General features: G+C 72.7%; 13 protein-coding genes. 2 read left to right on the top strand and 11 right to left on the bottom strand.

The genetic code is table 11. The features are described 5' to 3' along the window. Positions 1–58: 58 nt before the first annotated feature. The 7 genes from ABGB16_RS04185 to hemL all read right to left on the bottom strand — a co-directional run bounded on the left by ABGB16_RS04185 (position 59) and on the right by hemL (position 8,039). Positions 59–1,537 carry an ATP-binding protein gene (locus tag ABGB16_RS04185; RefSeq protein WP_347666611.1) on the bottom strand — a complete coding sequence of 493 codons (1,479 nt, stop codon included), beginning with the start codon at positions 1,535–1,537 and terminating at the stop codon, positions 59–61. Between the two features lie 444 nt (positions 1,538–1,981). Further along, on the bottom strand, positions 1,982–2,974 hold the full coding sequence (gene ccsB / locus ABGB16_RS04180) for a c-type cytochrome biogenesis protein CcsB (RefSeq protein ID WP_347666610.1): 993 nt from the start codon (positions 2,972–2,974) through the stop codon (positions 1,982–1,984). Further along, on the bottom strand, positions 2,974–4,641 hold the full coding sequence (locus ABGB16_RS04175; protein ID WP_347666609.1) for a cytochrome c biogenesis protein ResB: 1,668 nt from the start codon (positions 4,639–4,641) through the stop codon (positions 2,974–2,976). The genes ccsB and ABGB16_RS04175 overlap by 1 nt, the downstream gene beginning before the upstream one ends. Further along, entirely contained in the window at positions 4,641–5,474 is an 834-nt protein-coding gene (locus ABGB16_RS04170) for a cytochrome c biogenesis protein CcdA (protein ID WP_347666608.1), read from the bottom strand. Before ABGB16_RS04170 ends, ABGB16_RS04175 begins: the two co-directional genes overlap by 1 nt. Then, entirely contained in the window at positions 5,474–6,049 is a 576-nt protein-coding gene (locus ABGB16_RS04165) for a TlpA disulfide reductase family protein (RefSeq protein WP_347666607.1), read from the bottom strand. Before ABGB16_RS04165 ends, ABGB16_RS04170 begins: the two co-directional genes overlap by 1 nt. After that, complete coding sequence (locus ABGB16_RS04160) at positions 6,049–6,696, bottom strand: histidine phosphatase family protein (protein ID WP_347666606.1); 648 nt, start codon at positions 6,694–6,696, stop codon at positions 6,049–6,051. Before ABGB16_RS04160 ends, ABGB16_RS04165 begins: the two co-directional genes overlap by 1 nt. A gap of 5 nt (positions 6,697–6,701) precedes the next feature. Continuing rightward, positions 6,702–8,039: a glutamate-1-semialdehyde 2,1-aminomutase gene (gene hemL, locus ABGB16_RS04155; RefSeq protein WP_347666605.1), complete on the bottom strand. Its 1,338-nt coding sequence runs from the start codon at positions 8,037–8,039 to the stop codon at positions 6,702–6,704. A 246-nt stretch (positions 8,040–8,285) separates the two neighbouring features. On the opposite strand from hemL, the gene ABGB16_RS04150 reads away from it, so the two are divergent. Beyond that, a complete protein-coding gene (locus tag ABGB16_RS04150; RefSeq protein ID WP_347666604.1) occupies positions 8,286–8,621 on the top strand; it encodes an STAS domain-containing protein in 336 nt (111 codons plus the stop codon). Between the two features lie 127 nt (positions 8,622–8,748). Here the strand turns inward: ABGB16_RS04150 and ABGB16_RS04145 are convergent, their stop codons facing one another. Together ABGB16_RS04145 and ABGB16_RS04140 are read right to left on the bottom strand one after the other, a co-directional pair. Next, a complete protein-coding gene (locus tag ABGB16_RS04145; protein WP_347666603.1) occupies positions 8,749–10,332 on the bottom strand; it encodes an ABC transporter permease in 1,584 nt (527 codons plus the stop codon). Further along, entirely contained in the window at positions 10,329–11,231 is a 903-nt protein-coding gene (locus tag ABGB16_RS04140) for an ABC transporter ATP-binding protein (protein ID WP_347666602.1), read from the bottom strand. Before ABGB16_RS04140 ends, ABGB16_RS04145 begins: the two co-directional genes overlap by 4 nt. A gap of 94 nt (positions 11,232–11,325) precedes the next feature. On the opposite strand from ABGB16_RS04140, the gene ABGB16_RS04135 reads away from it, so the two are divergent. After that, positions 11,326–11,835, top strand: a complete 510-nt coding sequence (locus ABGB16_RS04135) for a MarR family transcriptional regulator (RefSeq protein ID WP_347666601.1) — start codon at positions 11,326–11,328, stop codon at positions 11,833–11,835. A gap of 67 nt (positions 11,836–11,902) precedes the next feature. On the opposite strand, the gene ABGB16_RS04130 is transcribed toward ABGB16_RS04135, so the two are convergent. After that, positions 11,903–12,457, bottom strand: coding sequence for a response regulator (locus tag ABGB16_RS04130; RefSeq protein ID WP_347666600.1), 555 nt, complete (start codon positions 12,455–12,457; stop codon positions 11,903–11,905). Continuing rightward, positions 12,454–15,470: HAMP domain-containing protein (locus ABGB16_RS04125; protein ID WP_347666599.1), on the bottom strand; the 3,017-nt coding region annotated here is incomplete at its 5' end. The genes ABGB16_RS04125 and ABGB16_RS04130, both read right to left, overlap by 4 nt.

Here is a 15,470-nt window from a genome sequence, read left to right as displayed (position 1 = left end):
CCAGTCTCCCCCACCGGCCGTCCAGCGGCCCACGCCGGGTGGTGTGACCCGGCCCGCCTCAGTCCGCGTACAGGCGGGCGGCGTCGACCAGCACGACGTCCCGCCGGCCGGCGGCGGCGCGCACCAGATCCTCGGTGAATCCGGTCGCGCTGGCCAGCAGCAGGCGGGCGTCCGACGCGGCGCCCCCCGCCCGGCCCGCCAGCAGGTCGCGCACCCGCGCCAGCCGCTCCAGGTCGGGCCGCCCCAGCGTCCGCCCCCACTTGACCTCACCGATCGCGAGCATGGGCCGCGCACCATCCCCCAAGGGCGGCTCGCCGAGCGCGACCAGATCCAGCTCGTGGCTGGTCCGGCTGGACGGGTCGGTCAGCGTCGCCGCGCTCGCCTCCGCCACGACCCCGCCGAGGAGCTCGGGATCGGCGAAGCGGAGGGCCCACTGGCGGACGATCTCCTCGAACGTGGGACCCAGCACGGCGCTGGTGTACCGGCGCCGGGACCGGCGCCAGACGTCGGCGCCCCGGCGTTGTTCCAGGGCCGTCCAGGCCGGCCGCATGATGGCCTGGTAAAAGGTGACAAGAGGCTCGGTGATGCGGTATCGGCTCCGCCCGCTGCGCAACGGGTCCGGGTCCCGGGCGAGCAGGCCCGCGTCCTCCAGCACCGTAAGGGGGTGTTGCAGGTCGGTGGCCTTGCGCCCGATGTAGCCCGCGATGCCGCCCCGGGTCGCGTTTCCCTCCGCCACCGCCGCCAGCACGGAGTGGTAGAGCGCGGTGTCACGCAGGTCAGGGTCCTCGGCGAGCAGGTACCGCGCCTCGCGGAAGAGCGGGCGGGCCGGATTCAGGACCGACCGCACCACCCAGTCGTCGAAGTCGTCCCGACCGGTGGGGGCGTCGTCCTGGACGTACTCCCTGCGGTAGGCGGGGGTCCCGCCGGCGATGCCGAACACCTCGACGGCCAGCCCGGGGTCGTCGATCCCCCAGAAGGCCGCCGCCGCCCGGTAGTCCAACGGCTGGACGGGAAGCTCCAGGCCAGCCCGGCCGCGCAGGGGCGCCGAGCCGGCGAGCAGGCCGCCCATGAAGGACAGGGCCGACCCGCACAGCAGCAGCCGCGTGCGGGAGCGGACGCGTTCCGGGCGGCCGGGGGTCAGCGCGTGCTGAATGATCGACGGCAGCTCCCGAGCGGCACGCACCAGGTACGGGAACTCGTCGAGCACCACCGTGACCGGCCGCTCGACGCCGAGGGCGAGCAGTGCGTCCACCGCGCTGCCCCAGTCCGACAGGTGAACGGGGCCGGGGGCGTCCGTGTACTGGCCGAGTGCCTCGCCGAGCCGGCGCAGCGACTCGGCTGCCGTGGCCTCGGTGGCCCCGAAGTAGAAGCCGTCGGTGACCCGCGCGAGTTCGTACAGAAGGAGCGTCTTGCCCTGGCGTCGGCGCCCGCTCACCACGCCGAGGGTCGCCCCCTCGCGCTGGTCGGTCGCGAAGCGAGCGAGTTCGGCCCACTCCGCGTCCCGGTCGAAGATCCCCGTCGGCTTCGTCAGCGCCACCACACCCACCGCAATTCGTATAACTACAGTTCTAAGAAGTGTACTTATAACTACTGCGGAGGCGAGGGGGCGCGAAAGGATCAGGGGCATGAGTGACGCGTATGTGACATCGCGCTTCGACTCTTTCGAGATCTTGGTGCGAAACGGCCCCTCGGTGGGCCGATTCTTACCAAGATCTCTGGCTGGCCCCGCCATGTCGGCGACATGGGGCGGATCATTCAAGGCCCGGTGCGCCAATTTTCGCAGTCTGTCCGGTTTGGGACGGTACGGTGCTCTCGCCGGCATCCCCGCACCGAGCCAGAATCCGAACGGCGGCTGGGTCCGCGAGTTCCCGCTCGTCGGCGTCGCCTCGTTCGAGTTCCGCGATCGACCTGCGCAGGGCGGCGGCGTTGCTCGGGTTACGGAGGAGATACTCGGTCTCCGTCATCGCATCCGATCCGGTGCTCAGTTGACGCCCGCGTACGAGTGCAGGCCGGTGAAGAAGAAGTTCACGCCGAACAGGTTCATCAGCATGGTGAGGAACCCGAGGACCGCGATCCAGGTGGCGACGTTGCGCCGCACGCTCGGGGTGGCCCGGGCGTGCAGGTAGCCGGCGTACACCACCCAGGAGATGAACGCCCAGGTCTCCTTCGGGTCCCAGCCCCACGGCCGGCCCCACGCGGCCTCCGCCCAGATGGCCCCGGCGATCACCGCGAAGGTGAACAGCGGGAACGAGAAGGCGTGCAGCGCGAAGGTCAGCCGCTCCAGGCCGGCCGCCGCCGGCAGCCGCCGGGCCAGCGTGTACGGGAAGCTGCGCCTGCCCTGCTCGTACCCGTTGCGCATGAGGAACGCGGCGGCCGGCACCACGCCCAGCAGGAAGACGCCAGAGGCGAAGATGATCGTCGAGACGTGGATGATGAACCACCACGACTGCAGCGCCGGCATCAGCGGCACCACCTCGACGTAGAGCTTCAGCTCGGCGAACGCCAGCAGCAGCACCATGACGAGGGTGAGGAACAGCCCGAGTCGGCGCAGCGACGGGCGCTTCCAGAGCACGACGAGCCACGCGGCGGTCCCGATGAACGAGGCCGTGAGCACGTACTCGTACATGTTGCCCCACGGCATCCGGTCGGCGGCGATGCCGCGGGTGGCCGTGGCCGCCAGGTGCAGCGCCGCGGCCAGCGCGGTGACCCAGACCCCGAGGCGGCCGGCCAGCCGGGCCCGCCGCGCCGGGCGGTCGACGGCCGGGGACACGGGCGCGACCGGCTCGGCGGGGGCCTTGGCGACGCCGCCGGCGCCGCCGACGCCGGCGCCGACCAGCTCGCGCGCGGGCGCGGCGGCCGGGGCGGCGAACCGGGCCCGGGCGTCGCCGAGGGCGTACTCGACGGCGTGGCAGATCATCGCGACCAGGTACGCCAGGGTCGCGAACGTGACCAGATGGTCGGAGAGTGCGGACATCACTCGGCTCCTTCTCGCGTCCCGGCGGGGCGCCCGGCATCGGGCCGCCCGGCCGGCTCCCCGTCGCCGCGTACTGCGGCGACGAGCTGCGCGAACTCGTCGGCGAACCCGGGATAGTCGGTGCGCGGCAGGCCACCGGCCTCCACCAAGCTACTACCGCCCGTCGGAGATCCACCGGCGGGGTCGTCGGCGGCACCCGCCGGGGCGGGCGTGACCCGGAACCAGACCCGGCGGCGCCTGCCGAACAGGGCGCCCATCAGGCCGATCAGCAGCGCCGCCGAGCTGCCCAGCAGCAGCGTGGTACCGGGGTCGTACCGCACCGACAGGGTGATGTACGGCTTGGTGCCGAGGAACTCCAGCACGCTGCCGTCGTCCAGCGTCCACTTCTCGCCGACGGCCAGCTTCTTGTTGCCGACCTGCTTGAGCTTGCCGCTGGTGACCTGACGCTGGTCGAGCTGGTACACCGAGCCGGGGATGCCGGCGTCCATGCCCAGGTTCCCCCGGTACGCGACCAGCACGACGGCCGGGTTGCGCTCGGTGGGGAACTCGGACCGGTTGAACGGGCCCTCCTGCGGTGCGGTGGGCAGGTACAGCCCCTCGAAGGCGACCTGGAGGTTCGCGTCCCGCTGGCCGGTCCTCGGGTCGACGTTGGCGTCCGGGAACGCGGCCACGCCCTCGCTGGTCAGCGCGGCGTCCCCGGTAGTCAGGAACGGGACCGTGCTGGTCTGGGAGCGGCCGAACCGGTCGGTGTAGCGCAGGATCGGCGCGTACCCGTGGCCGAGCAGGTAGACGTTGGCGTCGCCGAGGCGCAGCGGGTCGTTGACCGAGAACGACGCCGCCCCCCGGATGACGTCGCCGCTCTCGTCCTTCACGTCGACGGTGGCCCGGTAGTAGTCCGCCTGCCCCGACTCCAGGAACCGCGCGTCGAAGTGGTTCAGGGTCAGGCAGAACGGCGGCAGGTCGGCGCTGTCGACGCGGGGGCCGAGCTTTGCCTCGGCGTACTGCTGCCGGGTGTTGCAGAACGCGTTCTCCTCGCCGGCCACCAGCAGGCGGTTGCCGTGCCAGCCGTACCAGGAGCCGAGGGCGACCCCGAGCAGCACCGCGACCAGCGAGACGTGGAAGAGCAGGTTGCCGGTCTCCTTGAGGTACCCCTTCTCGGCGGAGACCTCGGCGCCGCGTACCACCACCCGCCAGCGACGCCGGCGCAGCTCGGCGGCGATGGCGGCGGCGTCGGTGGCCGCGGTGAGCGTGGCGTGCTGGGGCAGCCGGTCCAGGCGCTTCGGCGCGGCCGGCGGCTTCGCCCGCAGCGCGCGGACGTGGTCGCGCAGCCGCGGCACGATACAGCCGATCAGGGACGTGAACAGCAGCAGGTAGATCGCGGAGAACCAGACCGACCCGAAGACCTCGAACGCGCCGATCCGGTCCAGCCGGGGGGCCAGGTCGGGGTGGTCGACGAAGTACTCGTTGACCTTCTCCGGGTTGACCCCGCGCTGCGGCAGCACCGAGCCGGGGATGGCCGCGACGGCGAGCAGGAAGAGCAGGATCAGCGCCGTACGCATGCTCGTGAGCTGCCGCCACGAGTTGCGCAGCAGGGCGAGCACCGGGTTGGGCCGGGTGCGGGGCGCCTCGGGAGCCGGGGTGGCCGGCCGGTCCGCCACGGTCGTCATCAGATGCTCACCTCGCCCACGCCGACCGTCGTCTGCAACCAGATCACGAAGTTGGTCCACCCGCCGGTGACCAGCGCGAGGCCGATCAGGATCAGCAGCACCCCGCCGACGCGGGTGACCCAGCGGCTGTTGCGCCGGACGGCGCGGAACACCCCGAGCAGGCGGTGGAAGCCCAGCCCGAAGACGACGAACGGTATCCCCAGCCCGAGGCAGTACGCCACCGCGAGCACCACGGCCCGGTCGGTCTGCCCGCCGGGGGTGGCCATACCGAGCACCGCCCCCAGCGTCGGGCCGGTGCAGGGCATCCAGCTCAGCGCGAAGACCGCGCCGAAGACCGGCGCCCCGGCGAGGCCGGCGGACGGCAGCCGGTGGATGCGGAACTCCCGTTGCAGGCCGGGGATCAGGCCGACGAACGCCAGCCCGAGCACGACGACCAGCGTCCCGATGACGATCTCCAGGGCCCGCTCGTAGCGGATGAAGACCTTGCCGACGCTGGCGAAGAGGATCGCGGTGGCGGTGAAGACGACGGTGAAGCCGCCGATGAACAGCAGCGTCCCGGCGAGGACGCGGCCCTTGACGGCCGCGATACGGGCCCGCTCCCGGGTCGCCTCGCGTACCGCCACGCCGCCGCCCCCGGCGGGCGCCACGTCGGCCTGGCGCGTCCCCCGGCCCTCCAGGTCGGCGCCGGCCAGGCCGGTGACGTACGAGAGGTAGCCGGGGACCAGCGGCAGGACGCACGGCGAGAGGAAGCTGACCAGCCCGGCGAGCGCCGCCGCGCCGACCGCCAGCAGCAGCGGGCCGCTCTGCGCGAGTTCGCGGAACGTCTCGCCCATCAGCGGGAACCGTCTGGTGCCGGCTTCTCGGCGGCGATCCGCTCGACGATCGGCTGGAGTTTCTCCCGGGTGACCGCGGAACGGATCACCACGGCGACCCGGCCGTCGCGGTCCAGCAGGACGGTGGTCGGGATGGTGGTCGGCGAGATGTCGAAGGCGAGGGCGAGGCGGCTCGGCGGGTCGAAGAGGCTGGGGTAGGTGACCCGGCCCTCCTCGAACGCGAGGGCCTTGTCCCGGTTGTCCTGCACGTTGATGCCGAGGAACGTCACGCCGGAGCCCTTGGTGGCCTGGTGGACGGCCTCCAGGTCGTCCACCTCCGCGCGGCAGGGCGCGCACCAGGAGCCCCAGAAGTTGAGCACGACCACCTGGCCGCGGGCCGTGGCGACGTCGTAGCTGCCGCCGGTGAGCAGCTCACCGGCGAGCTTCGGGGCGGCGGAGCGCTGGTCGGGGGCGCACTCGATGACGCCGTCGCGGGTCACGCAGCGCTGCTCCTGGCTCTCGCCGGTGCAGCCGGCCAGCGCCGCCGTGGTCGTCACGGCCGCGAGAAGTCCCCCGATCCACCTCCGGGTGCGCATCAGGCCCCCTTGGCCGTCCGCGCGGTCGGCGAGGTGGCGACCAGGTGGGCGGCGGGCTCGGTGTAGCCGATCCCGACGACTTTGGCGCCGTCGAAGTGGAACGAGGTGAGGCTGGCCAGCCCGCACTGCCGCTTGCGCGGATCGTGCCAGAGCCGCTTGCGCTCGACGTACCGGCGCAGCGTCCAGATGGGGAGCTGGTGGGAGACGAGCACGGCCTCGCGGCCCTCGGCGGCGACCCGGGCGGCGTGCAGGGCGGCGAACATCCGCTCGGCGATGGCCCGGTACGCCTCGCCCCAGCTCGGGGTGACCGGGTCGCGCAGCACCCACCAGTTGCGCGGGTCGCGGAACGATCCGTCGCCCGGGGAGACCTTCTTGCCCTCGAACCAGTTGGCGCTCTCGATCAGCCGCTCGTCCACCCCGACGGGCAGGCCGAACTGCGCGGCGATCGGCTCGGCGGTCTGCTGCGCGCGCTCCAGCGGGCTGGCCACCACGTGCACCACCTCCCGCTCGGCGAGCCCCTGGGCCGCCGCCTTGGCCATCTGCACGCCCAGCTCGGACAGGCGGAAGCCGGGCAGCCGGCCGTAGAGGATCCGGTCCGGGTTGTGCACCTCGCCGTGCCGGAGCACGTGGACCACCGTGTTGCTCACCGCCGCTACCCCCCGTGACCCGCCGCTGCCGCCGCGTTCGCGGCCGTCGGCAGCGCGGCGGCGATCTGCTCCAGGGCGGCGTCGTCGATCGCCGCCGAGACGAACCACGCCTCGAACGCGCTCGGCGGCAGGTAGACCCCGTCGGCGAGCATCGAGTGGAAGAACGCCGTGAACGCGGGGACGTGCTGGGTCCGCGCGCTGTCGTAGTCGACCACGTCGGCGTCGGCGAAGAAGATCGAGAACATGTTGCCCGCGTACGACAGCCGGTGCGGGACCCCGGCGGCGGCCAGCGCGTCCGCGGCGAGCTTGCCCACGGCGGTGGCCGTGTCGTCGAGCCGGCGGTACACGGCGTCGTCGGCCAGCCGCAGCGTGGTCAGCCCGGCGGCGCAGGCCAGCGGGTTACCCGAGAGCGTGCCGGCCTGGTAGACCGGGCCGGCCGGGGCGAGCCGGGCCATGATCTCCGCGCGCCCGCCGAACGCCGCCGCCGGCAGGCCACCGCCCATGACCTTCCCGTACGTCCACAGGTCGGCGTCGACCGGGTCGACGCCGTGCCAGCCGGAGCGGGAGACCCGGAACCCGGTCATCACCTCGTCGACGATCAGCAGCGCGCCGTGCGCGTGGGCGATCCGGGCGAGCTGCTGGTTGAACCCGTCGCGCGGGGCGATCACGCCCATGTTGCCCGCCGCCGCCTCGGTGATCACGGCGGCGATGTGCTGACCCTCGGCGGCGAACGCCTCCTCGACGGCGGCGAGGTCGTTGTACGGCAGCACGATCGTCTCGCCGGCCGCCGCGCCGGTGACGCCGGGCGAGTCGGGCAGGCCGAGGGTCGCCACGCCGGAGCCGGCGGCGGCGAGCAGCGCGTCGACGTGCCCGTGGTAGCAGCCCGCGAACTTGACGATCTTGGGGCGGCCGGTGAAGCCCCGGGCCAGCCGGATCGCCGACATGGTGGCCTCGGTGCCCGAGTTGACCAGCCGGACCTGCTCGACCGGGGCGCGGGCGACGATCTCGGCGGCCAGCTCCACCTCACCGGGGGTGGGGGTGCCGAAGCTGGTGCCCCGGGCGGCGGCGGCCTGGACGGCGTCGACCACCTCCGGGTGGGCGTGCCCGAGGATCAGCGGCCCCCAGGAGCAGACCAGGTCGACGTAGCGCCGCTCGTCCGCGTCGTAGAGCCAGGGACCCTCCCCCCGGATCATGAAGCGCGGGGTGCCGCCGACGGCACGGAACGCGCGTACGGGGGAGTTCACCCCGCCCGGCACGATGGCGCGGGCGCGGTCGAACAGGGCCTCGGAGGCCGGCGCGTCGGCCGGGTGACGGCCGGATCCGGCGGAAAAGGTGTCGGTCACGATGCCGCCATTGTGTCAGCGCCGAAGGGCGAATCGGCAGCCACCCCGGGTCGGGGGTTACCGGGCTCACGCGTACCGCGGGCTCGTCGGCGGCGGCAGGCCCCGGGCGGCCTCCCTCGACCGGGGGTGGGGCCCGCCGTGACCGGATTCCGGGCGGTCACGCTTGGTCCCTGCGCCGATCACCCCGGTCCCACCCGGTGCCCGCCTCGACAGGCCCGGGCGACGAGATCGCGATAGGCTGACGCGGTGGATCGTGCCGAACTGTCCATCACGGTGCATCGGACGGGCGATGAAGCCGTGCTTCGCCTGACCGGTGAGATCGACATGCTCACGGCCGCCCAACTGTCGACCGTCGTCAACGAGGTACTCACCGAGGCGCCGCCGCGGATCGTCCTCGACCTGGGCGGGGTCACCTTCTGCGACTCCCAGGGGCTGGGCACCCTGGTCGTGCTCAGCCGCAAGGCCAGCCGCTCCCAGAGCCTGCTCGTCCTGACGAACGTGGGCGACTTCCTGCTCCGCGTCCTGGACATCACCGGCCTCCGCTCGGCCCTGATGATCCGCAACGGCCACCCCACGGCCTGACCCCACCTCGCCCCCCACCCGCGCCGCGCGACGGCCCCGGCCCTGCGCCGTCGATCATGGGGTTGACGGCACCGGTGGAGATCGGAAACGCCGCCAACTCCATGATCGACGAGGGCGCGTCGGCGGGTCAGGTCGGGACGTCGCGGTGGCGGAAGGTGGCCAGGCCCGCTGCCGCCAGGACGGCGGCCGTCGCGGTCAGGGCCAGCAGCGGGGTGGCGTCGACCGGGCCGCCGAGGACCTGCGGGGTGTGGGTGAACGGGGACAGGTCCAGCAGCCACCGGCTCAGGTCCAGGATCGCCCCGAGCTGGCCGAGCAGCAGGCAGGCGGCGAGCGCCCCCCAGGCCGCCCCGACGCTGATCCGGGGCAGCAGGCCGAACAGCAGCACCGCGAGCCCGACCAGCACCCACACCGCCGGCACCTGGGCCAGCGCCGCCCCGGTCAGCCGCGGCACCTTGCCGGCCACGTCGCCGACGCTGATCCCGTAGGCGAGCCCGGTGACCAGTCCCGTCACCGCCAGCATCACCGCGGGGCCGAGAAGTGCGAACCCGAGATGGCTGAGCAGCCACCAGGACCGGCTCACGCCGGTGGCGAGCACCGGCTCGGCGCGCTGCCCGGCCTCCTCCGTACGCATCCGCAGGGCGGTCTGGATGCCGTAGCCGGCCGCCGCGATCGCGGTGATGCTCAGGGTCGCCCCGAGGTACGCCTCCGCGACCGACGCCGAGCCGCCGAGGCGCTCGAGCAGCCGGGCGGCGGCCTCGTTGCCCCGCACCGCGTCCCCGGCCGCCTCGGCGGCGCCGCCGAGCACCGCGCCCAGCGCCGCCGCGCCGACGGTCCAGCCGAACAGCGCGACCCGGTTCAGCCGCCAGACCAGCCCCCACGGGCCGGCGAGCGCCCGGCCCGCGGCGGCCGGGCCGAGCCGCGCCGGCAGCACGCCGGCCCCGAGGTCCCGGCGCACCGAGAGCCGGAACGCCACCGCGCCCACGAGCAGGGCCAGCCCGGCCAGCAGCGCCAACGGCCACCAGCGCTCACCGGCGTACGGGCGGGTGCGCTGCGCCCAGCCCAGCGGGGAGAGCCAACTCAGCCACGCCGTTGCGCCGGCGTCCCCGGCGAGCCGGAGCAGGTACGCCGCCCCGAGCACCCCGACGCCCACTCCCCGGGCGCCGCCCGCGCTCTCGGTGAGCTGCGCGGCGAGGGCGCCCATGGTGGCGAAGGCGATGCCGGCGAACGCGACCGACAGCCCGAACGCCAGGGAACCGGCCGCCGGCAGATCGGTGGCAACCAGCCCGCCGGCGACGAGCAGCCCGAGCAGCAGGTCCGCGGCGTACGTCACGAGCAGCGCGGCGGCCAACCCGGCGTACCGGCCGAGGACGGTCGCGCCGAGCAGTTCCCGGCGGCCCGCCTCCTCCTCGGCACGGGTGTGCCGGACGACGACGAGCAGGCTGATCAGCCCCACGATCAGGTGCAGCAGCCCGGCCCGCTGGGCGGCGAGGGCGCCGACGCTGTCGCCGTACACCGGCCCGAGCAGCGCGACGATCGACGGGTTGCCGGCGGTGGTGGCCGCGTACGCGGCGCGCTCCGCCACGCTCGGGTACAGCTCCGCGTACGTCGTGGCGTAGCTCGCCGGCAGCGCCGCGATCAGCAGCACCCAGATCGGCAGCAGGACGCGGTCGCGACGCAGGATCAGCCGGACGAGGTGGCGCGTGCCGGTCACGGCGCCACCCCCACAGGCACGGCCTCGTAGTGCCGCAGGAACAGCTCCTCCAGCGTCGGCGGCCGGCTCACCAGGCTCCGGACGCCGATCTCGGTGAGCCGGCGCAGCGCGCCGTCGAGAGCCGGGGTGTCCACGTCGAAGCGGACCCGGTTGCCGTCGACGCGCAGGTCGTGCACGCCGGGCAGGTCGGCCAGCCCGTGCGGCGGCCCGGCCAGTTCGGCGTCGACGGAGGTGCGCTGGAGGTGGCGCAGCTCGGTCAGGGTGCCGGTCTCCACCGCGCGACCGTTTCGGATGATCGTCACCCGGTCGCAGAGCGCCTCGACCTCGCCGAGGATGTGGCTGGAGAGCAGCACGGTGCGCCCCTGTTCGCGGGCCCGGCCCACCCAGTGCTGGAAGACCTCCTCCATGAGCGGGTCGAGCCCCGAGGTCGGCTCGTCGAGGATCAACAGCTCGGCGTCGGACGCGAGGGCGGCGACCAGGCCGACCTTCTGCCGGTTGCCCTTCGAGTACGCCCGGCCCTTCTTGCGCGGGTCCAGCTCGAACGCCTCCAGCAGCTCGTCGCGGCGGGCGCGGTCGACGCCGCCGCGCATGCGTCCGAGCAGGTCGATCACCTCGCCCCCGGTCAGGTTGGGCCAGAGCGTCACGTCGCCCGGCACGTACGCCAGGCGGCGGTGCAGCGCGACGGCGTCCCGCCAGGGGTCGCCGCCCAGGAGGCGGACGGCCCCCGCGTCCGCCCGCAGCAGACCGAGCAGCACCCGGATCGTGGTGGACTTGCCGGCGCCGTTGGGGCCGAGGAAGCCGTGCACCTCGCCGGCGCGGACGGTGAGGTCGAGTCCGTCGAGCGCCCGGGTCCGGCCGAAGGTCTTGACAAGGCCGGAGACCGCTATGGGAGTTTCCATGCATCAGAAGCTACGCTCGTTTCATAAACTTGTGAAGACTGTGCGGGCTAGGGCACCATCAGATACCCGACGGACCCCGAGGAGACGCACCGGAATGACCGCCGCCGACCCGACCCGCCGCAACGAGGAGGAGGTCCACCTCTTCGTCGAGAGGATGGCCATGGCCTTCGCGGAGGTCGGGTTTCCCCGGATGGCCGCCCGCGTGCTGTTCACGGTGATGAGCGCGGACGACCCCCTGACCGCCGCCGAGATCGGCGAGCGGCTCGGGGTCAGCGCGGCGGCGGTCTCCGGCGCGGTCCGGTACCTGACCCAGTTCGGGATGCTGATCCGGGAGCCGGTGCCGCGCTCCCGCCGGGACCGCTACCGGGTGCCGGACAACCCCTGGTACGAGGCCACGATCACCAAGACCGGCCTCTACAAGAACTTCATCGACATCGCGGGCGGGGGCGTGGACGCGCTGCGCGGGCGGGACACCCCGGCCGGGGAGCGGATCTCCGAGATGCGGGACTTCTTCCTCTTCGTCCAGGAGGAGGTCGAATCGCTCGGCGAGCGGTGGCGGGCGCGCCGCGCCGCCACCGGCCACGGCGGGCCTCCGCCCGCCTGACGGGCCAGCGCGGCAGGCCCCGCCCACCTGACGGGTCGGCACGGCGGGCCGCCGCCCGCCGGAAAAATCAGAGCGTGTTGCCCCAGCGGGCCTGCTCCAGCAGGTCCAGCGCCCGGGTCCGGGCGTCCGGGTCGTCGGCGCGCAGCAGGGCACTCGCCTCGTCGACCGCGTCGGTGAGCGTGCGCCACTGCGCCTCGTGCTCCCGGACCAGGTCCGACTGGGTGGCGAGCTGGCGGGTCTTCACCCACAGCTCGACGAAGACCGACACCTTGGCCCGCAGCACCCACGGGTCGAACGGCTTGGTCAGGTAGTCCACCGCGCCGACCGCGTACCCGCGCAGGGCGAGCTGGGCGTCCTTGTCCGCCGCCGTCAGGAAGATGATCGGTACGTGCCGCGTGCGCTCCCGCCGCTTGATGTGGCTGGCGGTCTCGAAGCCGTCCATGTCCGGCATCTGCGCGTCCAGCAGGATGACCGCGAAGTCGTCCACCAGCAGCTGCTTGAGTGCCGCCTCTCCGCTCTCCACTGCGACCGACTGCACCGGAAGCCCCTGAAGGATGGCCTCCAGGGCCATCAGGTTCTCCCGCCGATCGTCGACCAACAGGGCCTTGGCCGTCTGGCTCACGATTTCTCCTCGCCTCGGCCGTCGCTCACCCAGGACGCCATCAACTCGATCAGCTCGTCCAGGTCGACCGGTTTGGTGATGTAGTCGCTGCCCCCCGCCGCGAGCGCGGACTCGCGGTCGCCCGGCATCGCCTTCGCGGTCAGGAAGACGATCGGGAGGTCGGCGAACCGGTGGTTACGTCGGATCTGCCGGGTGGTCTCGTATCCGTCCTGGTCGGGCATCATCGCGTCCATCAGCACGATGTCCACCTCCGGATGCTCGGCCAGCAGGCGAACCCCGTCCGCCCCGTTGTCCGAGTACAACACGGTCATCCCGTGCAGTTCCAACGCGCTCGTCAGCGCGAAGACGTTCCGCACGTCGTCGTCGACGATCAGCACCGTCACGCCCTCCAGCTGTCGGGTGGCCGGCGTCTCGGCCGGCTCCGGCAGCTCGGGCGGCGGCATGAGCAGCGACGACGGCAGGCCCGCCCGGGCCGGCGACGGCGGCGCCGGGGCGACCACCGCGTCCGGCGCCAGCACGTCCGGTACGTACAGCGTGAACGTCGACCCCTCGCCGGGCGCCGACGTCACGGCGATCGCACCACCGAGCAGGCGGGCCAGGTCGCGGCTGATCGACAGCCCCAACCCGGTGCCGCCGTAGCGGCGGCTGGTCGTGCCGTCCGCCTGCTGGAACGCCTCGAAGATCAGCGACAGCTTGTCGTCGGAGATGCCGATGCCGGTGTCGATCACCGTGAAGGCGATCACCTGCCGGGCGTTGGTCAGGGCCGGCACGTCGAACACGGCGTTCTCCGGGGCGGGCGCGATCTTCAGCGTCACCGTCCCGTCGTCGGTGAACTTGACCGCGTTGGAGAGCAGGTTACGCAGGATCTGCTGCAACCGCTGGGCGTCGGTGACCAGCGCCGGCGGCAACTCGTCGGCCACCCGTACCTGGAGGCCGAGGCCCTTCTCCTCGGCCAGCCGGGCGAACGCCTGCTCGACGTACGCGCGGATGTCGGCGAACCGGACCTCGGTGGGCTCCACGTCCATCCGGCCCGCCTCGATCTTGGACAGGTCGAGGATGTCGTCGATCAGCGAGAGCAGGTCCGATCCGGCGCTGTGGATCGTCCGGGCGAACTCGATCTGCTTCGGGGTGAGGTTGCGCTCCGAGTTCTCCACCAGCAGCCGGGCCAGCAGCAGCAGCGAGTTCAGCGGCGTACGCAGCTCGTGGCTCATGTTGGCCAGGAACTCCGACTTGTACGCCGAGGCCCGGGTGAGCTGCCGCGCCTTCTCCTCCAGGCCGAGCCGGGCCAGCTCGATCTCCCGGTTCTTGGTCTCGATGTTGCCCTTCTGCTCCGACAGGAGCTTGGCCTTGTCCTCCAGCTCGGCGTTGGTGCGCTGCAGCTCGGCCGACTGCTCCTGCAGCTCGTGGGCCAGCCGCTGGGACTGGGCCAGCAGCTCCTCGGTGCGCCGGTTGGCCTGGATGGTGTTGACCGCCACGCCGATGGTGAGCACCAGCCGCTCCAGGAACGTCAGGTGCAGGTCGGAGAAGGCGGCCACGCTGGCGAACTCGATCACGCCGAGCAGTTCGCCCTCGAACTGCACGGGCAGCACCACCAGGTCGGCCGGCGGGGTGTCGGCCAGCCCGGAGCGCAGGGTGAGCCGGCCGTCCGGCGCGGCGCTCACCCGGATCGTCCGGCGGGAGAGCGCCGTCTGCCCCACCAGCCCCTCGCCCGGCCCGAACGTGACGTCGTGGCCCCGCGCGACGTACCCGTACGAGGCGGTCAGCCGCAGCCGCATGCTGCCGTCGGAGGTGTCGGCCAGGAAGAACGCGCCGAGCTGCGCGTCGACCAGCGGGGTCACCTCCAGCATGATCATCCGGCAGACCTCGCCCAGGTCCCGCTGGCCCTGGAGCAGGCCGCCGATCCGGGCCAGGTTCGAGTCGAGCCAGCCCTGCTCGGCGTTCTTCTTCGTCGTCTCCCGGAGGGTGACGATCATCTGGTTGATGTTGTCCTTCAGCTCGGCGACCTCGCCCTGCGCCTCCACGGCGATCCGCTGGGTCAGGTCGCCCCGGGTCACCGAGGTCGACACCTGGGCGATGGCCCGCAGCTGGGTGGTGAGCGTCGAGGCGAGCTGGTTGACGTTCTCGGTCAGGTCCCGCCAGGTGCCCGAGACGCCCTTGACCTGCGCCTGGCCGCCCAGCTTGCCCTCGGTGCCGACCTCGCGGGCCACCCGCGTCACCTCGTCGGCGAACGACGACAGCTGATCCACCATCGTGTTGACGGTGTTCTTCAGCTCCAGGATCTCGCCCTGCGCGTCCACCGTGATCTTCTGCGACAGGTCACCGTTCGCCACGGCGGTGGTGACGGACGCGATGTTACGCACCTGCGACGTCAGGTTCGACGCCATCGAGTTCACGTTGTCCGTCAGATCCCGCCACGTACCCGAAACGCCCTTGACCTGCGCCTGACCACCCAGCTTGCCCTCGGTGCCCACCTCCCGGGCCACCCGCGTCACCTCGTCGGCGAACGACGACAGCTGATCCACCATCGTGTTCACCGTCGACTTCAGCTCCAGGATCTCGCCCCGGGCGTCCACCGTGATCTTCTGCGACAGGTCACCCTTCGCCACGGCCGTGGACACCTGGGCGATGTTGCGCACCTGCGCCGTGAGGTTCGACGCCATCGAGTTCACGTTGTCCGTCAGATCCCGCCAGGTGCCGGCGACGCCGCGCACCTGGGCCTGGCCACCCAGCTTGCCCTCGGTGCCCACCTCCCGGGCCACCCGCGTCACCTCGTCGGCGAACGACGACAGCTGATCCACCATCGTGTTCACCGTCGACTTCAACTCCAGGATCTCGCCCCGGGCGTCCACCGTGATCTTCTGCGACAGGTCACCCTTCGCCACGGCCGTGGTGACGGACGCGATGTTACGCACCTGCGACGTCAGGTTCGACGCCATCGAGTTCACGTTGTCCGTCAGATCCCGCCACGTACCCGAAACGCCCTTGACCTGCGCCTGACCACCCAGCTTGCCCT

Origin of the sequence: Micromonospora sp. B11E3, assembly GCF_039871625.1 — a bacterium.
In the GTDB taxonomy this organism is placed as follows: domain Bacteria; phylum Actinomycetota; class Actinomycetes; order Mycobacteriales; family Micromonosporaceae; genus Micromonospora.
This window is presented reverse-complemented; position numbering and strand designations above follow the sequence as displayed.

Coding starts and splice junctions, on each gene's coding strand:
- ccsB (WP_347666610.1), bottom strand. CDS start 2,974: ATGTCCGCACTCTCCGACCATCTGGTCACGTTCGCGACCCTGGCGTAC.
- ABGB16_RS04175 (WP_347666609.1), bottom strand. CDS start 4,641: ATGACGACCGTGGCGGACCGGCCGGCCACCCCGGCTCCCGAGGCGCCC.
- ABGB16_RS04170 (WP_347666608.1), bottom strand. CDS start 5,474: ATGGGCGAGACGTTCCGCGAACTCGCGCAGAGCGGCCCGCTGCTGCTG.
- ABGB16_RS04165 (WP_347666607.1), bottom strand. CDS start 6,049: ATGCGCACCCGGAGGTGGATCGGGGGACTTCTCGCGGCCGTGACGACC.
- ABGB16_RS04140 (WP_347666602.1), bottom strand. CDS start 11,231: ATGGAAACTCCCATAGCGGTCTCCGGCCTTGTCAAGACCTTCGGCCGG.
- ABGB16_RS04135 (WP_347666601.1), top strand. CDS start 11,326: ATGACCGCCGCCGACCCGACCCGCCGCAACGAGGAGGAGGTCCACCTC.